This is a genomic window from Streptomyces sp. NBC_00989 (assembly GCF_045162655.1).
GTDB lineage: Bacteria > Actinomycetota > Actinomycetes > Streptomycetales > Streptomycetaceae > Streptomyces.
Genome location: NZ_CP108728.1, coordinates 3,295,962 through 3,319,606 on the forward strand (window position 1 = coordinate 3,295,962; position 23,645 = coordinate 3,319,606).

A 23,645-nucleotide genomic window follows, 5' to 3' on the forward strand; every position below is an offset into this window, starting at 1 on the left:
TCGGGTGACGACCGGTCAGTCGTCGTCCGGGGCGGGCGGGTTGACCGAGAACCGGTTGCCGTCGAAGTACAAGGTCAGCGGGGTGCCGTCGGCCGGGCCGAACCGGTGGACGCGGTCCTCGGGACCGAGCACCCGGACCGGCCGCCCGGTGTTCCGGGCGACCAGCGCGGCCAGGGTGGACACGTAGGCGGGGGTGTCGGGGCGGGCCAGCACCAGGGCGAGGCGCGTGGAGTCGTCGAGCCCGGCCTCCGCGACGGTCACCGTGCCGTTCTGGAGGATCGACTGGGCCCGCAACTCCTCGGTGAGGGCGCCGATTTCCGCCAGCACGTCGGTCCTGACCGAGGCGTCCGGGGCGGGGAGCGCCGCGTCGTCGGGGGCTCCGTTGGCCGCTACGTCGGCCTGCGCCCAGGTGAGGAGGGCGGTGTGGGGGTCGCGGGTGCGGGTCCAAGCGGGGGCGCTGCCAGGCGAGTTGGTGCCGGAGGCGGCGAGCAGCCCGGCCAGTGAACGGGCGAACGTCTCGGGGCGCGGCGCCCGCGACACGGCGGGACGGTAACGGCCGCCGCCGGAGCCTTCACCGCGCCGGCCGTTCGCACCGCCGCCGTCCCCGTCGTCCCCGTCGTCGTCGCTCTCGTCGTCGCTCTCGTCGTCGCTTTCGTCACCCTCGTCACCCTCGTCGTCCTGGTCGTCCTCGGATTCACCGTCGGTCTCATTCCCCGCTCCGTCCGGCCGGAACTCCGGTTGCTGGGGCGCCACTTGGGGGTCGTCCTCGGGTTCTTCCCGGGGGTCCTCCTGCGGGTCCTCCACCGGTTCGGCCGCCGCTCCGGCGCCGATGCGGGCCGGTGTCGGGCGGTGGGTGCGGCGCGGCCAGGTGGCGGGGGTCGCGGCCAGGGAACCGGTCGGCAGCGGTGCCGTGCCGTCGCCCGCCGCCGCTCGCCGTGTCTCCAGGACGGTGACGACATCGGCGAGGTCCCGCTCCGCGTGGCGCTGCCGGGTCGCCTGCCTGGCCTGCTCGGCGAGGGTGTCGGCGATCTCGTGCCGGAGGGCGTCGAACGCCTCCTGGGCCTCGTCCCGCGCGGCGACCAACTGGTCGTGGTGCGCCGTGGCCGCGGTGAGCGCCGCCTGGGCCGTGCCGTGCGCCTCGGTCGCCGTCGCGACCCTGTTCCGGGCGCCGGTCAGGGCGTCGGCGGCGTGGCGTGCCACGTCCTCGGCCAGACCGAGCCGGCGCCTGGTGTCGTTGGCGGTGTGCTGGGCGGTTTCGACGGCGCGGTCGGCTGCCGCGGCCTCGATCTGCGCCTGGTCCAGCGTGGTACGTGCCCGGTTCCGGCGCGACTCACGCCGGGCGAGCGAACCGGTGGCGCCCGAAGCGGAGTTGCCCTCACCCCGACGCGAACTCCCGCCCTGTGTCGAAGAGTTGCCGGGCTGCTGCCGCGCGGCCTCCTCCGCCTCGCGTACGGCCCTCTGCGCCGCCGCCAGTTCGTCCTGTGCCGTGCGGACCGCGTCGTGGAACTCCCCCGCCGCACGGGTCGTGTCCGCCACCCGTCCGGTCTGGCCCTGGAGGTCCCTGGTCAACTCCGTGACACGGGCGCGCCGTTCCTGATCGGTGCGCTCGGCGACCGGGACGGCCCGCTCGGCGGCGGTGAGTTCGGCGGCCGCGGTGTGCGCGGCGGCGCGGGCGTCGTCCCGGTCCCCCTCCGCCTCCCGCACCGGCGGCTCGGCCTCGTCCACCACGCGCTGGGCATCCGGCACCCGCTCCTGGAGCTGGACCTCCCGCGTGCGCGCGTCGTCCTCCGCCTGCCCGGCCTCGTCCAGCGTGCGCATCTGATCCCGTACGGCCGTCCAGCCGGCGTCGTGGGCCGCGTCGTCCCGCTCCTCGTCCTGCGGCCCCGCGTCCGGCTCCGCCGCCCCCTGCGTCACCTCCGGGTCCCCGTCCGCGGCGAACCGCCGGAACAGCACGCCCTCACCGTTACGCAGCGCGAGTTCGACAGGCCGTCGTAGCAGCGCGGCCGTGCCCGAAGCGGCGTACAGGGCGCGGGCCGTCTGCTCGGCGCTGCCGTCCGTGGCCAGCCAGAGCTGGAGCATGGCGTCGGCGCCGTGTGCGTCGGGGTCCGCCTGGACGCCTTGGAACAGCAGGGTCGGGAGGTCGCGGAGCGGGACCGTGCGCCAGTCGCGCAGGACCTCGTCCGCGCGGCCGTCCGGTGCCTGCGCGTCGGCGGCCTCGCGGGTCAGGGAGGCGCCGTCGTACACGCCCGGGTCGGTGCGGGCGGTGGTGACGCCGTGGCCGAGGAGGTCGCGCTCCAGGGGGCGCAGCCGGACCGTGCCGGAGACGTACCGGGTGCCGTTCGGGCCGTGGACGGTGAGGAGGGCGTCGGCGAGGATCTCGTGGCTGCGGGTGCCGCGCGCGCCGTCCGGGGTGGTGGTGTTGCCGTGCTTGAGCCACTCGCGGCGGGTGCCGGTGACGGCGGCGCCCGAGCCGGGGTCCTGTGCCTGGCGGGCCAGTACCGGCACGGTGAAGCCGAGGAGTTGGCGGTTGGAGTCGTCGGCGCTGAAGTTGCCCTGCGCCGCGAGGCTGCCGGTGAGGCCCGCGTGCGAGGCGGAGCCCGCGCTGACCGTGCTGAGCCGTACCCGGTCGATCGTCACGTCCCCGGTGTCGGTCTCCCGGCGCGGCCGGAACAGTTCCACGGTGAGCCGGGGCGGGGTGCCGGGAGCGCTCTGGAAGGGGTAGGCGCCCGGCATCGTGGTGGTGATGCCGGCGGGGCCGCGCGGATGGTCCAGCGAGATGGTGCCGGCCTGGAGGAGTTCGCCGATCCGTACGGCGGTGGCGTCCGCGGAGTCGGAGGCGGCCAGCGCGCGCCAGGAGCGGGTGAGGGCCGGGGCCACCTCGCCGAGCGCGGTGGCGAGTTCGGTGCCCGCGTCGAAGGAGAAGACCGGTGCGGGGCCGCCCGGTGTGAAGCGTCGCCCGGTCGCCGTCGGCCGTCGTACCGACCGGCCCGCCGTCAACTGCGGCTCGGGCGTCGCGGGTTCGGCGGTCTCGCTGCCGGTGAAGCGCAGCGCGGCGGCGGTGTGCACCGTGACGCTCCGCGCCGGGCGGCCGAAGAAGAGGTGGGCGATGCGGTTGGCGAGCGGGATGTCCGCGTCGGTGAGGCTGAGCACGCCGTGCTGGAGCACGCTGCCCGGCAGGTCAACCAGCCAGTCGGCGGTCGGCGTGGACCGTACGGTGGCGACGATCCGGTACGGGACGCCGTCGAAGTCGGCGACGTTGTCGGTGCGCAGCCAGTGCCGGTCCTCGGCGGCCCGGGTCACCCGTGCCGAGTTGCCGCGCACGGTGTCCGCGCCGAGCAGCGCGCCCGCCCGGTCGGTGCGGGGGCCGCCGGTGGGCCTCGGGATCCGGGTCTGGAGCTGGACGAACCCGGAGTGCCGGGTGCTGTCGGCGGTCCGGTCGGTCACCGAGGACGGGGTGTGGCCGTGGTACTGCTCGATGCCGGAGCCCGCTGCCGCCGGGTGGCCGCGCAGCAGTCGTAGCGCGTGGTCGTCGGCGTCCGGCTGGGCGGCGAGGGTGACCTCGACGAGGCGGGCGCCGCCGTAGCCGACGTGGCGGAACCGGAAGCGTTGGACGTGGCCGGGGCCGCGCCCGGCCAGGGTGCGCAGGCCCGCCGTGGAGGCGAGGTCGGCGATGCGGGTGGCGACGCCGGAGAGGTACGAGGCGTGGCCCGGGCGTGTGGTGCCGGGGGCCTCGTCCTCGATGAGGGTGAGGAGTCGCTGGCGCAGTCGGTCGGGGCGTTGCACGGTGCGGGTGGCGTCGGTGTACTGGGTCATCGCCTGGACGCTGCCGAGTCCCACCTCGCGGGAGGCGACGAAGCGGCGCGGCAGCGGCACGGAGCCCGGTACCGGTGCGGGCACGGTGAGTCCGGGCACGGTCGTGAACCAGGCCGCGTGGCGCCGGAGTTGGGCCGGGGTGGCCAGGAACCGTACGGCGTCCGGCAGTTCGACCGCGACCGTGACGGCGCGGCCCTCGCCCTGCCCGAACGCGTTGCCCACGGCATTGCGGGTGCCGCGCCGGAACGTGACCAGCAGGAGCGCGTCGGCGGTGATGCGGTGCTGGGCGCCGCTCTCGGTGGCGGTGCGGTTCACGACCGTCGAGGAGGCGAGCGCCCGGGACCGGTCGGTGCGGGTGGTACGGGTGTAGCGGGCCGAGGGGTTGAGGCTCGCCGTGCGGGGCGCTGAACCGGTCGTGGAGCTGTCTTGTCGCTGTTCCGGGTCGTCGGCGCGGCGTCGCATCGTGGCGCCGTCGCCGAGGCCGCCGATGTCGCCGTCGTTGCCCGCGGCCTGGTCGGAGCCCGGGGTCTGCACGGAGGAGCTGTTGCGGACGGCGGTGAGACCGCCCGCCCACTGCGCGGCGCCGGACACCCCGCGCTGCTGCCCGGCGCCGTCGGCGGCGCTGAGCCCGGTCTCGAAGTACTGCGTGATCTCGCCCGACGCCCGCGGCCGGAGCAGCGCGCCCCGGATCTCCACCGACAGCACCTCGTCCGCGGCGAGCCCCGGCAGCGTGAGCCCCTCGATCACGTAGGCGCCCTTGAACACCTGGTGGCCGCGGGCCAGCAGGGCGGCGGGGCTGCGGGCTGCGCTGAGCATCTCCGCCGTCACCGTGGTCGGGTCGGTGGCCGCGGCGCCGGCCAGCGACTCGCCGACGGCACGTCCGACGCGCGCCACCGGGGCGGGAGTCCGGTCCGCGACCGCGTCCCGTACGCCGTCCAGCAGGCCGCGCGCCGGATGCCCCTGGTACGTGTTGCCGAGCACCGCGCGGAACGCCTCGTCCAGCGCGGCCGAGGCCCGGAACACCTCCACCATCGCGTCGTCCGGCAGCGGTACCGAGTCGGGCAGCGGGCCGCCGCCCGCGTCGGTCAGGTCGAGCGCCGTACGGTCGGCGGCGACGGCGGCCCGCACGGTGTGCGCGGCGGGCGCCGCCGGGGCGGGCTCGTCGGCGGGCAGCGTACGGTGCGTCGGCACCGACAGCCGGAGCAGGCCCGTCACCCGGTCCGGCGGCGGAGGCGGGGCCGGGTCGTCCGGGCCGGGGAGCGGGGCGCCGTGCGGGACGTACGGCTCGGGGACCGTCTCGTGCGCGAACCGCACCAGGGGCTCCTCCCCCGGTCCCTCGTACAGGTCGAGCGCCAGGTCGGCCGGCACCTCGAAGACCTCGCTGCGCTGGCCCGCCCCGCTGCCGATGAACTGCTGGTCGTGCCCGAGGGACAGCTGCACGCTGTTGTCGTGCTGCGCCTGGTGGGAGCGCACGTGGTCGCCGGTGCCGCCGAGGGTCCAGGCGCCGCCGCGCACCGGCACTCCGAACGAACCGCCGGCGCCGTACGACGCCCCGTACTGCGACCCGTTCTGGTCGGTGGCGACCGTCGACAGCGAGGCCAGGCCGATGCCCTGCACATCGGGCAGCACCCTGGTGTGGGTGCTCTCGCCGGGGCCGCGCACCGCGCTGAGCACCAGCCGTACCCGGCGGGTGCCGCTCACCGTCGGGATCTCCAGGAAGAGCGGGTGGCCGCCGTCGAGCATGGCGTCCGTCGCGGCCCGCTGACCGACCTGCGACCGGGTCTGCTCGAACCGTCGCAGGTTGTTCAACTGGGCCTGCACCAGCGCCTCGTCGGGCAGCACGCGGTTGCGCACGGTGGTGTCGCCGGGCAGGAACCCCTCGCGGCGCAGCCAGTTCTCGGCGTGCACGAAGAGGGGTTCTGCGCCCTCCACGGCCAACGGTGTCGCCGTGGTGCCGATCGCCCGCAGATGCTCCAACTCCGCGGGGAGCTGCCGCAGTTCGTCCGCCGTCGGGGGATGACCCTGGGCGTCCTCGGCGGTCAGCAGCCGCAGATGCATGCCGCGCGGCCAGTCGCCCGGCGCGAAGTCGACCCGCCCGCCGCCCGGCAGATGCAGGACCAGGGTGTGCCGCACCTGGGCCGGGGCCAGCAGATGACTGCGGTTGGTGCGCACCGCGTGCATCAGGGCAGCGCTGCCGCTCTGTGTCAGCGTGTCGTTCGTCGCGGCCTGGGCCGAGACCCGCCCCAGCACACCACCGCCGGGCCGCCGGGACGCGTCCGGGTGCCCCTCGCCGTGGTCGCCGGTGAGCGCCGGACCGGCACTCCCGGACAGGGACACGCCGCTGCTGAACCGCGACTGGGCGTCGATCTTCACCACCTGCATGAGGTGGCTCTCCAGGTTGATCTTCCCGGGGACGCTCCGCCGCAGCGGCGCCCCCACCTCCACCTCGGTCAGCAACTGGAACATGCCGACCGCACGCCCCGAACCGTCCAGCAGCACCGGCGAGAAGACACCCCGGTCCCGCTGCATCGGCAGGGTGCCCCGCAGCAGCGGCTCCGACAGGAACGTCTCCAGCTCCGCCAGGGAGTCCTTGCCCAACGACCGCAGCCGCGCGTCGAAGTGCTGCAACGCCTCCGCGAGCAGCCGCCCCGGCTCCGCCACGGTGTCCACGCCCCACACCGGAAGATCGTCCAGATCCGCCGCCCGCGGCAACTCCCCGTCCTCGTCCCGCGCCAGATGCTGCGGGAACCAGAAGGTCACCGGCCCGTGCGACAGCGGCGTCCCCCAGGTGACGGGCGCGGCCAGCGCCGGAGTGTCGATCCGTACGTCCCACTCGGCGGTGAAGTCGTACGGTTCCGAAGGCTCGTTGCTGCGCTGCGCCGTCGTCGCCTGCACCACCGTGGTCACCGACGCGGTCGAGGAGAGCTGGTTCAACGTCAGCGCGAGGGTCAGCGCGAGATCGACACCGCGCACCGGGATCGCCCGGCTCACCGGGAACAGCGCGGTCCAGGGCAGCATCAGCGTACGGATGTTGCCGGACGCCTCCGTCGACACCGACTCCTGCGCGCCGATGCCACGCCGCTCCACCCGTACGTCCCGCTCGGCCCCCTCGGCCTGCCCGTACCGGGCCGCCGCCACCGGGTCCACGAGCCGCATCCGCAGGTCCACGTCCCGGTCCCGGCCGTCCACGCGCACGGTGATCCGGAAACCCAGACTCCCGCGCAGATACGGCAGGTTGAGCACCAGCGCCTCGGCGCTCGCCACCGTCCGCAACTGCTCCCGCACCGGATGCGCGTCCGGCGCGTTCGCCAGCCCGAGCGCCGCCATCACCTGCTGGTGCAGCCCGTTCACAACGGCCGCCGGCAACGGTTCGAGGTACACCAGGCCTACGTTGCCGTCCCGTTGAGACCCGTAGGCGAGGACGTACGTCGAAGAAGGCGCCGCGACCGGGGCGTTGGAGGTGGGCCAGGTGAGGGGGGAGTCGGTGGGGATGGGTGTGGTGTCGGGGTCCAGGGCGGGGGTGGTCTCGTCCTGGCTTGTGTGGTCGTGAAGTTGGGGGCCCGCGGAGGTGACGTTCTCGATGGTGCGGAGGTAGCGGCGCGGAATGTGGACGGGAGCTTCGGTGGTGGCCATGAGGCCGGTGGTGTGGACGGTGGTGCTGTTCGGGTGATTGCGCAACAGGAAGTCGTTGTCGCGCTGCTGGTCCGGCAGACCGAGATAGTGCAGAACCTCGTGCAGCAGGTCCGCGTCGGAATGGCCTGCGTCCAGGTGGAGTTGGTCGGCGCGGGCCGGATTCTCGGTGTCGGTGAGAGTGATCGCCTCGGGGTGCGTCGGGTCGTCGATCAGGTTGAGGTTGACGTGCAGCTGGTCGCCCGAACTGGGTAGCTCCAGACCGGAGTTGACGTGCGTTTCCAGCAGACCGGTGATGCGGTCCTTGAGTTGCCGGGTGAGGTCCGGGTTCGTGGTGGTGACCGGGAGGTTGAGCGTGTAGTCGCGTATCCACTGGCCGTTGGGCGCCTGAATACGACGGACCTGCGTACGCACGAGCGTCGTCGCGCCGCTGAGGACCCCGGGCCGGGGCGGGTTGGACTGATCCGCGTGCGGATCGAACCGCTCCGTGCTGTGAACGGCGGCGCGGGCATGCGGACGCAGACCGTGCCAGGAATCCTTCGGCGCGGGGTCGGCGACACGGGACGCGGGCCGCTCGTCATCGGCGTCACGCGTGGGCGCGGGACGGTAACGGCCGTCCGGCAGAACGCTGTTGGCGTCCCCGGGACCCCGAGGCGCCTGCGACGTGGTGATGTTCGCCGGGGTGGCGGTCGCCGGAACGGTGCCGGCGTTCGCGTCGCTCGCGCTGTAGTGGTTGAGGCCCGTGTAGTGGACCTCCAGGGCGGGCGTGTTGGTGGTCGGGCCGTAGCGCAGCACGATGCCCTGGGGACCGGTGGTCGCGGGGGCGCCGGCGGTCGGGGCGGACGTCGGCTGGAAGACGTGGATCGGGGCGCCGAGGGTGTCGGCGAGCAGGGGCAGGAAGGTGTCGCCGATCGGGTGCGCCCACGCGGCGGACCAGTTGCCCACCGCGCCGGAGAGCATGTTCTGTTCGTCGGCGGTGAGTGGGGCGGTGCTCCGGTGGTAGCCGGCGATCAGCAGCGACCGCCGCTCGTCGGGTGTCATGGTGGCGAGCGTCGGGAGCGCGTTCACCGCACGCAGATAGGCGAACATCCGCCGGTTGCTCGGGGCGGCGCCGGTCGGTGCGGGGGGCGCGCCCGGCGCCGAGACCGCTTGCAGATAGCGGGTCTGGAGGTCGACCGGGTCCAGGTCCTCGGCGTGGGTCACGCCCTGGATGCCGTACTGGACCAGCGCGTTGTCGACCTCGGTGACGGTCATGCCCTGGACCGCCCTCGTGAAGGGGTCGACGAGGACGCCCCGGAGCTGGCCGAGCACCTGCGGCGGAAGCGGCCGGCTGCCGTTCTGCGCCGCCGCCAGCCGGGCCAGCACCAGGTTCTGCAACCCCTGCTGCGCGGCCTGGAGTTGACCGGATCCCGGGGTCGCGGTCTGCGGGTGCAGCGCCATCGTCCTGAGGGTCTGCCGTACGGCGTTGGGCCGGGCGAGCCAGGTGTCGGTGGCCGCGTCGAGGCCCGGGGTGGCTCCTCGCAGATGGGTGCGGACCAGGTCCGGCGCGCTGCCGATGACCGCGTAGAGAAGGCAGTTGCCGTCGCCGGGGGTCGGAACGGCGTGGCCGGTGGAGGTGCCGTAGGGCGACAACGGGGCGGCGGTCGTCGTGGTCGTTCCGGGCGGCTGTACGACCGAGGCCTTGCCCTTGTCCTTGCCCTTGTCGGGGCCCGTGTTCTTGCCGGTGTCCTTGCTCGTGCCGGTGGTCTTGCCGGTACCGGTGGTCTTGCTCGTGTTCTTGTCGGTGGCCGACTTCTTGTTCTTGTCGGTCTTGCCAGCGGTGTCCGTCTTGCCCGTCTTGCCGCTGCTCGTACCGGACTTGGGCGGTCCGCTCTTCTTCGGCTGCTGTTTCGCGGGCTTCTGCGTGGTCGTCGTGGGGTTCGTCCCCGTGGTCCCGGCGTTCGTGGTGGTACCGGTGGTGGTTCCGGTGGTGGCGGGCGTCGCCGGGGTGTGGGTCTGGCCGCCGGCCGGGAGGGGCGCGGCGTGGCCGTCGGGGGCGGGCCAGCGGGGCGGGGTGGTGGCGAAGGTCGTACGCAGGGACTGCTCGGGAGTCGGGGCGCTGTCCTGGACGTCGCTGGACAGGTCCGGCAGCGCGGCGGTGGCCGCCATCTGGTCGGCGGCGGCCTGTAGTTGGGCGGTGACGACGGCGGCGACCTGCCCGTCGCGCCGGGTGATCTCGGTCTCGGCCTCGGTCACCCGGCCCTGGGCGATGCTCTCGTTCCGCTGGGCGGCCTGGAGGTGGCCGGCCGCGACGACCTCGGCGCGCGTGTCCTTCTCCGCCTCCTTCTCGGCCTCTTCGAGGTTCTCTTCCTCCTGGCTGATGCGGGCCGGGCCGACGTTGACGATGTGTTCCGCGCGTGCCAGCTCCGGCCCTGCGGTGGCGAGTCCGGCGGTGGCCTGCTGGATCGCTTTCTCGGCGGCGGTGATCGCCGGGACCGTGGCCTGCACCCGGGGGTCGTCGGCGACATCGGGCGCGGGGTCGTGGGAGCGCGGGGCGCCGGGTGCGACGGGGGCGGGGGCCGTGCTCGACTGCCCGCTCGACTGCCCGCTCTGCTGTCCGCTCTTCTGCCCGTTCTTCGCGGCCTGTTCGGCGGCGGCCCGTGCTGCGGCGGCGCGTTCTTCGCGCACGGTGTTCTCGGCCTGCGTCAGTGCGGCCAGGGCCGTGCGGAGGTCACGGCGGCCCTTGGTCTCGTCCCGCTCGTGCTGCCTGATGACCGGCGGCAAGGTGGTGGCGGTGCGCTGGGCGTCCGCGAAATCCCGCTTCAGGCGGGCGACCAGCGCCTTCGCCTTGCGCTCGGCCTCGGCGGAGCCGGCGGCCGTCTTCGTCGCCCGCTGGTGCGCGGCGGTCGTGTTCTTGACCGCGAGCTGCGCCTTCCGGTGGGTTGCCACGGCGGTCGTGTGCGCCCGGTTGGCCTGCTGGAGGGAGGCGGTGAGCAGGTTCAGCCGCTGCGGGGTGTCGGCGAGGGTGTCGGTGGCGGTGTGCAGGAGTTCGGCCTGGGCGTGGAAGGCGGTCCACGCGGTGGTCAGGTCGGGGTCGGCGGTGACGAGGGCGCCCTCGGGGGTGAACTCCCAGCGGCGGATGCCCTGGGGGTCACGGGTCATCAGCTCCAGCGGGCGGTTGCCGAGTACGGCGGTGCGCGACGCGGCGTAGAGGGCCTGGCCGAGGTTTTCGCCCTGTGGGTCGGCGCCGAGGGCCACCCAGAACTGGACTCCGTGACTGCCCGGCGGGATCGCGGAGTGCAGGCGTTCGGGCAGGGTGTGCGGTTCTACGGTGGCCCAGTCGGGGACGAGCGCGGGCAGGTCGTGCAGGTTCGGCGGGGTCTCGGCCGGGGTGAGGAGACCGTGGCCGAGGAGGTCACGCTCTTCGATCCGGAGGGTGACGGTGCCGGTGACGTGACGCGTGCCCTCAGGTCCCTCGACGAGCAGGTGGGCGTCGGCGTCGACGACGTAACTGCGGGTCCCGCGTGCCCCGTTGGCGGGCGCGGAGGTGCTGCCGGACTTGAGCCAGTCGCGGCGGCTGCCGGTGGTCGTGCCGCCGAAGGCCGAGGGCTGGGTCTGGCGCTGGGCGAGGGGCACGCCGACGCCGGCGATCTCGTGGTTGTCGTCGTCGCCGCTGAGGAGGTGCGTGTACGAGGTGGCCAAGGAGTGGTCGGCGCCGGCGGCGGTGCTCACCGTGTCCGTGGTGTTGTGGAGCTGGTCGAGGGTGACGTCGTCGGCCTGGGTGGAACGGCGCGGGTTGTAGAGCGTCACCGCGATCGACGGGGGTTGCCCGGGTGCCCCTTCGAAGGGTGCGGTGCCGGGCATCCTGCGGGTGAGGTCGGCGGCCAGCCGGGGGCGGTCGAGGGAGACCTGCCCGGCCTGGATCAACTGGCCGAGCCTGACCGCCTGTCCCTCCACCGACACGGACGTGATCTGCGCGTGCCAGCCACGACCGCCGCGCGGCGCCACGTCGTTGAGGGCCGTCTCCAGGTGCGCCCAGCCGTCGAAGTGGAACGCCGGGGTGGGGCCCACGGGGTGGAACATCTGCGTGTCGGTGAGATACGGCCCGGCGGCGGGGCCGGGCGGCCGCACGGTGTTGCGCGGGTCGACGGCGGAGACGACGGACGGGGGGTTCACCGGAGCCGGGCCGGCCGCGCCGGGCAGGGTGGTCTCGGTGCCGGTGAACCGCAGCGCCAGGCTGACCGGGACCGTGCTGGTGCGCGGATTGCCCCGGGCCATCAGTTCGTTGATCCAGCGGCGTACGTCCCCGTCCGCGTCGGACCACGCGATGACGCCGTTCTGGACGAGGCCGCCGATGACGTTGGGCGGCCAGTCGACGACCAGCGCGGAGCGGACGGACAGCTCGTAGTCGTACTCGAGGCCGTCGAAGTCGGCGCCGTTGTCGGTGCGCAGCCAGAACCGGTTGTCCGCGGTGGTCGCCCGCCGGGCGGTGATGCTGGTGGCCGCCTGCGGGGTGAACACCGGTGCCGCGCGGTCCGTCTTGGAGGGGTCGGGACCCTGATTCGGGCGGAGATAGCGGGTCGTCAGGGTGACCGGTAGCTGCTTCTGCCGGACCGAGGCGCGGGTGGTGGTGCGGCCCGCCGAGGTGTGCGACTGCCACTGTTCGAGGCCCGAACCAGGCGTCGAGAAGCCCCGGAGGCCTGCCAGGTTCTGGGTCCGCCGGGGCCGTGCCGTCAGCGTGACCTCGACCAGCCGCTCACCGCCGAAGCCGTGATGGCGGAAGTGGAAGCGGGTGGCGGCCCGGCGCGGGGTGCCGTCCGGACCGCGTCCGGGCAGTGAGCGGAGTCCGGCGGGCGAGGTGAGCTGTGCGACGCGGCTGTGGACGCCCTGCTGGTAGCCGGCGTGCCCGGGGGTGACGGCTCCGGGTGCCTCGGCCTCCACCAGCGCCAGCAGCACGCGCCCGATCTGGCCGCGCCGCTCCCGCAGGTTGACCGACCCCAGCGGGACCTGGCCGGCGTTGGGCCCGCTCGTGGGGACGGGAGCGGCGATGGGCCTCTCGTACTCGATGACCGAGAGGACGCCGCCGAGGCCCAGCTCCTGGTTACGCATGTACGGCGCCGGGAGGGCCGCCGTCCGGTTCGGGGCGGGCGCGGGAGCGAGTCCCTGCACCGAGCCCATCCACCGTGCGTCGCGGGCGAGTTGCCCGTGTGTCATGAGGAACTGGAGGCCGTCGGGGACGTCCACCGCGAAGGTGACGGGCTCGATCGTGCCGGGGTCGCCGACGCCGTTGAGCAGGGCGCGGGAGCCGGCGCGGACCGTGACCACGTAGGTGACGTCGGCGACCACGCGGTGCAGGTCACCGCTCTCGGTGGGGGTGCGGTTGACGCCCGTACTCGCGGAGAGGGTGTCGGCGGTGTCGGTGCGGGAGACATAGCCGAGCCGCGCCGAGGGGTTGAGCAGGCCCTTGTACGACTTGCCGCTGGTCTGGCTGGTGGAGACCGAACCGTCCGACTCCGGACCGGTGTTGCCCTGCCCGGCCGCGTTCGCCGGTCCCTCGGGGCTCGCGGGCGGGTTCTGGGTGAGCACCCCGCTGCCACCGAACTGGTGCGACTTTCCCAGGGACTTGAGCTGCTGGGCGCTGTCGGTGGCCGAGACACCCGTCTCCAGGTACTGCCGGGTGGTGTCCAGCAGCCGGGGCCGGTGCGCGACGGCCTGGATCTCGATCGAGTACTGACCGTCCGCGAGCGTCCCCGGCAGGCTCAGGCCCTCGACTACATAGGAGTTCTTGAACAGTTCGTGGCCGTGCGCGACGAGACTGCCCGGAGTGATCGCGGCATGCCGCGTCTCGGCGGCACGCGTCCTGCTGTCCGCCAGCCCCTGCCCGGCGAGCGGCGAGACGCCGCCGCGCGCGGGCGCGGCGGTCGGGGCGGGGGCGGTACCTGTGGCCGCGCCGGTGGTCGCCGGGGCGGGCGCGGTGATCGGGAGGATCGGGCCCGTGCCCGTGGTGGTGGGGGGTGTCGGCTGTGCCTGGTTGCGGATGACCCCGGCGGCCCGCCGGAAGACCGACTCGATCGCCGCGGACCCGCGCACCGTGTCGATCAGCGCGTCGTCCGGTATCCGCACCAGCTCCGGGCGCGGGACGCCGTTGGCGTCCGTCCCGGCGAGCCGGGCCATGTCGACCGCGTTGGTCGGGCGCGGCGCCCCGTCGACCCGCCCGGCGCGCGATGCCAGGGTCGCCGATGTTGCCGGGGTCACCGCGGGGGCCGGGGTCACCGCAGGTGTCGGAGTCACCGCGGGGGCGCGGGTACGGCCGTGCGGCACCGCCAGCCGCAGCGAACCGGTGACCGTCGGCGCGGGGGCAGGGGGAGGCACGGGGGCAACGGGCGGCGCGCCGGGGACAGTTGGGGCCGGTGCCACCGCCGGGGCCGGGGCGAGGGCCTGGTTCAGGTTCCGCCCGAACCGCTCGGTCGGCACGTTCGTGTCGTTCGCGTACAGGTCCAGGGCCAGCTCCACCGGCACCCTGAACTCGTGGCTGTCCTGGTTGGTGCCGATGTAGAACTGGTCGTGCGAGGTCGCGCCGCCCACCGTGTCTCCGTGGGTGACCTGGTGGCCGTACTGATAGTCGGCCCCGAACCCGATGGACCCCCAACCGCCCAGCGGCCCGCTGACGCTGGCCATCGGCCCGATCGCGCCGCCGTAGGACTCACCGCGCTGCTCGGCGTCGCTGCCCGCCATCTGGGCCAGACCCATGACCTGGATGCCCGGCAGGACCAGGTGATGCGTGCTGGCCTGTGTGCCGTCACGCATGGCGGTGAGGAGCAGCCGGACGCGGCGGACGCCGGTGTCGGAGCTGTTCGGCACCTCGAAGTGCAGGGCGTGTCCGCCGTCGACCATGGCATCGGTGGCCGCGCGCAGCCCGGTGCGGGAGCGGGCCTCGCGCAGCCGGCGCAGGTTGTTGAGCTGGGCGTGCAACCGGATCTGGTGCTCGGGCTCGTGGTTGCGTATCGCCTGCTTCAGCCGTGCGCCAACCCCGGTGGGGGCCGGGGCCGTTGGGCTCGGCGGCAGGAAGCCCTCGCGGCGCAGCCACGTCTCGGCCTCGTCGAACAGGCCGTCCGTGCCGGTGACGTCGAGCGGGGCCGCGCTCAGCCCGATGCCGTCCAACCGCTCCAGGGAGTCCGGGAGTTCGCGTGTCTCGGCGGCGGTCGGGGTGTGTCCCGTGGCGTCCGCTCTGCTCAGGACCCGCAGGTCCATGCCGCGCGCCTGGGTGAGCGCCGGTGCCTGTGTCTCGGTGCCGTCCGGCCGGATCAGGGTGACCTGGTAGGTGACGCCGGAGGGGGTGAGGAGATGGCCGCGGTTGGTGCGGATGGCGTGCATCGTGCCGGCCGAACTGCTCGCGCTGTAGGTGTTGGTGACGGTCGCCTGCGTCTGCCCGCGCAGACCGAGGCTGCCGCCGATGGTGCTGGAGGCGTCCGGATGCCCCTGACCGTGGTCGCCGGTGAGAGCGGCGGCGCCACTCCCGCTGACCCCGATACCGCTGGTGTACTTCGACGAGAGGTCCACCTTCGCGGTGTTGACCAGGTGACTCTCCAGGTTGATCTGACCCGGGGTGCTCTGCCGCTGCGGGGTGCCGACGGCGGGCGTGGTGATGAGGTGCAGCATGCCGACCGCGTTGCCGTCGCTGTCGGTGATGACGGGCGAGTAGATCCCGCCGTCGATCTGCATGGGCAGCGTGCCGCGCAGCACCTGCTCGGACAGGAAGTCCGAGACCTGCCCGGCGGCGGTGGCGTCGAGATCGGCGTGGAACGTCTGGTGGACGTGCTCGTAGAGGGCCCGAGGGTCGACCACGGAGTCGACGCCGTAGAGCGGGAGGTCGGTCAGGGCCGCGGGGGCGGGCAGCGAACCCTGCGCCGGATCGGGGGTGGTGAGGTGCCGGGGGAACCAGATCGTGGTGGGCCCGTGCGACTCCGGGGTACCCCACCCGTCCGGCACGGGAGCAGCGGTGGCCGTCGTGGTCGCGGGGGCCGCCGTCGCCGGGGTGATGGCCGGGCCGTCGGTGCGCACCCGCCACTGGGTGGTGAACTCCACAGGATCCGAGGGCTCGTTGGACCGCTGGGAGGATGTCGTCTGGACGGCCTGCGTGACGGTGGTGGCGTCGCCGGCCTGGTTGTGGGTGATGGCCGCGGTCAGTGATCCGTCCACCGCCCGCACGGCGGTCGGCGCGGTGATCGGCCACGATCCGGTCCACGGCACCTGAAATGTCCGGTACGTGCCCGACGGCTGACTGGAGAAGTTCTCCCGCGTACCGAACCCACGCCGCTCGACGTGCTTGTCCGGATCACGCGTGTCGAACCGTCCCTGCCGCAACGACTCCCGAGCATCGGAAAGCGTCAGCTGTACGTCGACGGTACGGTCACGTCCGCCGACCCGCACGGTGATGCGATGACCGCCGTTCGAGCGCAGATACGGCAGTTGGAGCGCGAGGCTCTCCCGGCTCAACACATCCCGCACCTGCTCACGCACCGCCTCGGGCACGTTGTCGGCGTCCAGCCCCAGCGCCGCGTAGACCTGCCCGTGCAGCCCCGCGATCACCTCGTCCGAGAACGGCTCCGCGTACACCAACCCCACCGCGCCGTCCGGGGACGCGCCATAGGTGTTCACGTAGGTCGACGGGAAGCGGCGCGGGTCGGGCGGCGCCGCGGTCGGGGCGTTGGAGGTGGGCCAAGTGGGTGGGGTGTCGGTGGGGATGGGTGTGGTGTCGGGGTCGAGGGCAGGGGTCGTCTCGTCCTGGCCTGTGTGGTCGTGGAGTTGAGGGCCCGCGGAGGTGACGTTCTCGATCGTGCGGAGGTAGCGGCGCGGGATGTGGACGGGAGCTTCGGTGGTGGCCATGAGGCCGGTGGTGTGGACGGTGGTGCTGTTCGGGTGGTTGCGCAACAGGAAGTCGTTGTCGCGCTGCTGGTCCGGCAGACCGAGGTAGTGCAGAACCTCGTGCAGGAGGTCCGCGTCGGAATGGCCTGCGTCCAGGTGGAGTTGGTCGGCGCGGGCCGGATTCTCGGTGTCGGTGAGAGTGATCGCCTCGGGGTGCGCCGGGTCGTCGATCAGGTTGAGGTTGACGTGCAGCTGGTCGCCTGAACTGGGCAGCTCCAGGCCGGAGTTGAGGTGTGTGTCCAGCAGACCGGTGATGCGGTCCTTGAGTTGCCGGGTGAGGTCCGGGTTCGTGGTGGTGACCGGAAGGTTGAGCGTGTAGTCCCGTATCCACTGGCCGTTGGGCGCCTGGATACGACGGACCTGTGCACGCACGAGCGTCGTCGCGCCGCTGAGGACCCCGGGCCGGGGCGGGTTGGACTGATCCGCGTGCGGATCGAACCGCTCCGTCGAGTGAACGGCGGCGCGGGCGTGCGGACGCAGACCGTGCCAGGAATCCTTCGGCGCGGGGTCGGCGACACGGGACGCGGGCCGCTCGTCATCGGCGTCACGCGTGGGCGCGGGACGGTAACGCCCGTCCGGCAGAACGCTGTTGGCGTCCCCGGGACCCCGAGGCGCCTGCGACGTGGTGATGGTCGTCGTGTCGTCGGTGAGGGGCCCGGCGTCGGTGGCGCTGTAGTGGTTCAGGCCCGTGTAGTGGACCTCCAGGACCCGGGTGGCGGTGGGTGAGCCGACGCGGGTGACGGTGCCGAGGCCGGTCGACGGGTCCGGCCGCAGTACCTCCACGGCCACGTCCAGGGTGTCCGCCAGCAACGGGAGGAACAACTCGCCCTGGTTGCTCTCGTATGACCTGGACCAGTTCTGGACGGCGTCGAGCGCGTGGGCCAGTTCGGCGTCGGTGAACTGTGCGTCGCTGACGGAGTAGCCCTGCCCGAGGAGTCTGCGGAGCTGTTCGTCGGAGAGGTGGTCCAGCGTGGGCAGTTGGTCGGTGTCGCGCAGGTACGCGAACATGTCCCGGACGCTGGGCTGCGCCGCGCCGATCGCGTCGTTGCTGGTCAGCGCCTCGATGTAGAGCGTGGCGAGATCGTCCAGCGCCAACTGGTCCGGCTCGGTCACGCCTTCGATGCCGTACTCGTCGAGCGTTGCCAGGAGTTCGGCCCGGTTCATGGTCGCCGTGCGTCCGTCGAACCACCCCGCGAGCGTCTGCCGTACCTGGCCCACCACCTCGTGCGGCAACGGGCGCTCGCTGCGCGCGGTGAGGAGTCGGTCCTCGGCGAGGATGCGCAGCTGGTCCGCCGCGAGCATCAGGTGGTGGCCGGCCCGGGGCATCGGGGAGGTGCCCGGCCGCCACCGGGTGAACTGGGCCAGCCCGGCGCGGACTCGACCCGGGTCGCCCAGCCAGGCGTAGGTCTCCGGGGCCTGGGTTCGCAGCCCGGGCAGCCGGTCGCGGACCCGCGCCGGGTCGGTGCCGATGAACGTGTACAGCATGCACCGGCCGTCACCGCGGGTCGGCACCGAGTTGCCTCGTGGCGCCCGCACTTGGAAGGTGGCGGGCCGGGGTGCGGTGGGGTTGGAGGACGTGGGATCGGATGAAGTGGGGTCGGAGGACGTGCCGTTGGTGTCGTCCTGGGCGGGAGCCTTGCCCTTGCCCTTGGCTTCGGTCTTGGCCTTGGCCTCGTCCGGGGTGAGGGGCGGTGCGTCCGTGTCCGTGTCCGCCGGGGCGCCGTGCAGATCGGTGGACGTGGGGGTGTTGCCGACCAGGGCGTCGAACGCGCTGTCCTGGGCGGAGGTCGTGCCGGGGTCGCCGGACGTGCTGTCCTCGTCTCCGCCGGTGGTGTCCTTCGGCGGGATGACGGACGTCGGGTCGGGAGTGGTCAGTTCGGTGTCCGCGTCCGAACTCTCGTCGCTCCCTGAATCCTCGTCCCCTGTAGTGGAGTTGTCGTTCCCGGTGGTGGAGTCGTCGCTCTCGGAGGTGTCGCCGTCGCCGGGGAGCGGTGAGTTGCCGGTGGAGGGGCCAGCCGTGCGCGGGCGGTCCGAGCCCGGCCAGCGCGGGGCGACGGAGGCCAGCGTCGTGCGTGAGGTGGGCAGCGTCGAGGGGCCGGAGGCCAGCACCGGGCCGGTCACGCCGGGCAGCGCGGTCTCCGCCGCCGCCCGGCGGGCCGCGGCGTCGTCACGCCGGCCGAGGGCGTTGCCGATCTGCGCGTCGATCTCGCCGAGCGTCTGCTCCGCCCGCTCATGGTTCTCGCGGGTGTCCTCCTGGACCAGGGCCGCGTCCTCGGCATGCCCGCGAGCCGTGTCGGCGTCCGAACGCAGCGTGCCGGCCTTGGACTTGGCGCCCGGGAGTTGCGCCCGCGTCTCACGCAGGGCCGCCTCGTCGCGGTCCAGGCCGGCCTGGGTGTCCCGGAGCGCGGCACGGTCCCGCTCCAGACCCGCCCGCACCGCCCCCAGATCGGCGTCCAACTTGCCGACCTCGGCGGTGACTTCGTCGATCCGCTGAGTGAGACGGGGGTCTACGGCAGGGGCGGGGTCGAGGTCGGCTGGGGGGACGGGACCGGTGGTGTCGTCCCCAACTAGCGGTCCTACGACCGTTTCCGGCGCGGGTCCTACGACCGTGCCCGGGGCGTCCGAGTCCTGCGTGACCGTGCCCGGCGCCGCGCTCTCGACCGTCGTAGCAGCGTCCGTGTCGCCGGAACCGGAGCCGGAGGCCGTGCCCGGGGCCCTCGTCGTCGAGGCCGCTGCCGCGCGGGTCGTGAGGTCGGCCAGTTGACGGCGGGCGGTCTTGGCCTGGGCGCTGAGGCGTATCTCCTGGCGCTCGCCCTCGGAGACCGCGTCGGTGAGCGGGCCGATCGTGCGGCGGGCCTCGGAGATCCCGCCGGTCAGGGTCTTCTCGCGGGTGATGTGGCCGGCGAGGTCCTGTTCGGCCTGGTCCGCGTCCTGCTCGGCGGTGGTCGCGGCGGTGTCGGTGCGGCGGGCCTCGTTCGCCGCGTCCGTCAGCGCGGTGGCCGCCTCGTTCAGGGCGTCCTGCGCGCCGGGCCGCATCTCCCGTTGCTCGTGTTCGTGGTCGAGCGCCGCGGTGTGGTCTCCCTCGGCCCGGTCGAACGCGGCGGCCTCGCGCTCGAAGTCCGCCCATGCCTGGTCCAGGGACACGACACCGGTGGTGGAACCCGGCGCCGCGGGATCGGTGTCCGGCGTCACGTCCCCCGTGTCCGACCTCCCCGCCGGGGGTGCCGTCAGCGTGCCGTCCGGGTCGAAGGACCAGATGCGCAGGCCCTCGGGGCCCCGGGTGACCAGTTCCACCGGGCGCCCGTTGTCACGGGCCGCGCGCGACGCGGCGTAGAGGGCCAGGGTCAGGCGGGAGCCGTCCGGGTCGGGGCCGGTGGCCACCCAGAGCTGGAAGCCGTCGTCCGTCGGGTCGAAGCCCGCGTTCAGGTTGTCCCGTACGTCCCCCAGCCGGGTCGTCGCCCAGTCCTCGGGCCGGATGCCGGTGCCTTCGGTGAGCAGTGCGGGGAGGTCGTAGACCTGGGGCATCGGATGGGGCTCGGTGATGCCGTGGCCGAGTGCGTCGCGCTCCTCGACGCGGATCGTGGCCGTACCGGTGACATGGCGGACGCCCTCGGGGCCGGTGACCTCGATGTGGACGTCGGCCCGGACCTCGTAGCTGCGGGTGCCGCGGCCCTCGGCGGGCAGGCTGGTGCTGCCGGTCTTGAGCCAGTCGCGGCGGCCGCCGGAGACCCCGCTGCCGAAGTTGCTCGCGTCCACGGGCCGTTGGAGCACGGGCGGGGTCGCGCCGAGGAGGTTGCGGTCGGGGTCGTCGGCGCTCATGACGAACGGCAGCGAAAGGCCGGTGGTGGTGTCGGCGCCGGAGACCGTGCTGCTGCTCTGTGTGCTGATCCGCAGCCGGTCGACGGCGATGTCGCCGCCGTCGGTGACCACTCTCGGCCGGTACAACGAGACGGTGAGGGTGGGCCGTTGGTCCGGGGCGTCGCGCAGCGGGAACGCGCCCGGCATCGACGGCAGCATGCCGCCGGTCTGCCGGGGTGTGTCCAGCGAGATCGTGCCGGCCTGGATGAGTTCGCCGAGCCGTACGGACGCGTTCTCGTCGGAGGTGGAGGCCGGCACGGAACGCCAGCCGCTCCCGGTGTCCGGGGCCACCTGGTCGAGGGCGGTGTACAGCTGGCTCCAGCCGTCGAAGCCGTAGACCGGGACGGAGCCGGTCGGGTGGAACAGGTCCGCGTCGCGCAACGCGGGCTGCGCGCCGGGCAGTTGGCGGGGATCGACCCCGGACAGCGAGGGCGGCGGGGGCGCGGGCAGCGGGGGTCGGGTGCTGTCCGTCTCGCTGCCGGTGAAGCGCAGGCTGACCTGGGCCGGTACCCGGACCTGTCCGCCGAGTTCGCCGGAGAGGGTGCGGCTGAGCCAGGAGCGGGTCTGCGCGTCGGCGGCGTCCCAGGCGATGACCCCGCGCTGCACCAGCGCGCCCAGCACGTTGGGCGGCCAGTCGGTGACCAGGGTGGTGCGGACCGTGGCGACCAGCTCGTAGTCCAGGCCGTCGAAGTCGGCGGCGCTGTCGGTGCGCTGCCAGAACCGGTCCTCGGCGGTGCGCCCCTGCTTGTCGACCTTGCTGGACGAGGAGACGAAGTGGGCTGAGGGACCGAGCCGGTCCGTACGGTCGTCGGCGTCGGGTCGGCTGAAACGGGCCGTCGGGTTGCCGGTGAGACGGTGCGTCCGGCCCACCGAGGAGGAGAGCGAACGGCCCTCCGCCGTGTGCGAACCCCACTGCTCGATACCTGGCTTGTCGCCCGGCACCGCGGTGCCCCGCACGGCACCCCGGTCCGCGGCGGTGGTCGTGGGACGGGCCGAGAACGTCACCTCGACCAGGGCCGCCCCGCCGAACCGGTGGTGCCGGAAGCTGAACCTGACCTGTCCGCCGCCGCGCCCGATCAGCGCCCGCTTCCCGGCGACCCCGGTGTTGTCGGCGATCAGCGTGGCGACACCGGGCAGGTAGGAGGCGTGGCCGGGGGTGGTCGCGCCGGGGGCGTAGCGGTCCACCAACTGCCGTACGTCGTTGTGGAATCGGGAGCGCTGCTCGGTCTGCGGGGGCGCCGTCGGGCCCGTTCCCGGGTCGGAGAACTCGGTGACCGAGTTGACCGCGGCCAGGCCGAGGGTGCCGTCGTGGACGTAGCGGTTGGGCAGCGACGGGCTCGTCAGACCGGTCGTCGACGGGTCGGCCGGGCGGTCGGGCAGGGCGCCCATCCACCGTCCGTCGCGCCGGAGTTGGCTCTCCGTCATCAGGAACTGGAGCCCGCGCGGCACGTCCACGGCGAGCGTGACGGTCTCCCCGGGCCCGAACCCGAGGGAGTTGGCGACCACGTTGCGATGCCCGGACCGTACGGTGATCAGGTAGGTGACGTCGGCCGTGATCCGGTGCTGGAGGCCCGACTGGGTCGGTGTCCGGTTGGTGCCGGTGCCGCTGATGAGGGTGTCGGACTTGTCGCTCTTGCGGTCGTACTGGTAGCGCCCGGACGGGTTGAAGCGGGACGGCGTGGGCGCCGGGGAGTCGGCGGGCTGTGAACTCGTGGTGGAACTCGGCGGGTTGTTCTGGGTCGCCGAGCCGCCCATCCCGAACTGGTGTGTTTTTCCAAGGCCCTTGAGCTGCTGTGCCGAGTCGGCGGCGGAGATGCCGGTCTCCAGGTACTGGTTCACGCTCTGCGTCAGGTGGGGCGTGTGGGCGACGGCCTCGATCTCGATCGAGAGCTGGCCGTCGGCACCGAGCCCGGGCAGCGTCAGCCCCTCGACCACGTAGGTGCCGCTGAAGATCTGGTGTCCCCGGCCGACCAGCGAACCGGGCGAGAGCGCGGTGATACGGGACTCGGCGCTCACCGTGGTGGTGTCGCCGAACGGACTCCCGACCAGCGAACTGCTCAGGAACCCGGTGACGTTGTCCACCAGCCGGGAGACACGGCCGGGTCGGGCCGGGGCGGTGGCGGCGACGGGAGGGCCGGCCGGATCGTCGACGGCGTTGGTGTCAGCACCGGCGTTGTCGGCATCAGCATCGGAGTTGGCGTCGACACCGGCGCCCGTGACGATCCGCCGGAAGGCGTCCTGGAGTGCCGCCGAACCGCGCACCACGTCGATCAGGGCGTCGTCCGGGACGCGGACGACGTCCGGGTGGGGCGCGCCGGTGGCCGGGTCCGTCATGGCCAGGCGGTCCCGATCCTCCTGCCTGACCTGCCGTACGGTGTACGGCTCGCCGTCGGGCACGGGCTCCGCGTCGGCTCCGTCCAGCGTGCGCTCGTGCGGTACGGCCAGCCGGATCGTGCCCGCGACACCCCGCTCCTGGGGGGCGTTCAGGCCCGACTCCGGGTCGGGCTCGCCCTGTTGGGCGGGTGGTGCCACCTCGCCGAACCGGGTCACGGGTTCCTGGCCCGGACCCTCGTACAGGTCGAGCGTGAGGCGGGCCGGTACCCCGAACTCGTGGGTGTCCTGCCCGGTGCCGATGAAGAACTGGTCGTGGCCGAGCGTGGTGCCGGTGGTGTTGCCGAGCGTGGCCTGGCCGACGTACTGGTAGTCGCCGGTGGCGCTCAGGGTCCACGAACCGCCGTGCGGTGTGGGCACGGTGAGCCCGCCGCCGAGCCCGCCGCCCAGGCCGTAGGTGTTGCCGAGCCGGGCGGTGCCGCCGCCCGCCGCCTGCGCGAGCCCCATGACCTGGATGTTGGGCAGCACCGTGCGGTGCTCCACCGGCCGGTTGGGGTCGCGCTGCGCGCCCAGCTCCAGCCGCACCCGGCGCCGTCCCGTCACGGAGGGGATCTCCAGGAACAGCGAGTGGCCGCCGTCCACCATGGAGTCGGTCGCCGCGCGCAGCCCGAGCGGGGAACGCAGTTCCTGGAGCCGCCGCAGATTGTTCAACTGGGCCTGCACCAGCGTCTCGTCGGGCAGTCGGCCCCGGCGCGGGGCGTCCGCCGGCGGGGGCAGGAAGCCGTGGTCCCGCAGCCAGGTCTCCGCGTCGTCGAACAGCGGATCCGCGTCGCCCTCGTCCACCCCGAGCGGTGCGGTGGACTGGCCGATCGACTCCAGCGTCTCCAACTCGTGCGGCAGCACGCGCAGTTCGTCCGGGCTCGGCTGGTGCCCCGCCGCGTCCTCGGCGCTGAGCACCCGCAGATCGAGAGCGTGCGTCCAAGTACCGGGCGCATAGGTGGAGTTGGAGCCGTCGGGCCGGATCAGGGTGAGGGTGTACTCGACGTCCGCCTCGGTCAGCAGATGGCTGCGGTTCGTGCGTACCGCGTGCATGGTGCCCGCGAGGGCGC

The 23,645-nt window shown here is 73.5% G+C and carries 1 protein-coding gene (only partly in view); it reads right to left on the reverse strand.

What is annotated here, in order from left to right; all coding sequences use genetic code 11:
- Positions 1–15: 15 nt before the first annotated feature.
- Positions 16–23,645: the 3' portion of a hypothetical protein gene (locus OG714_RS14250; protein ID WP_406121083.1), read on the reverse strand. Its footprint extends 4,540 nt past the window's final position; only the last 23,630 of its 28,170 coding nucleotides appear in the window; the start codon falls outside the window, past its right edge — the gene reads right to left on this strand; it ends in the stop codon at positions 16–18.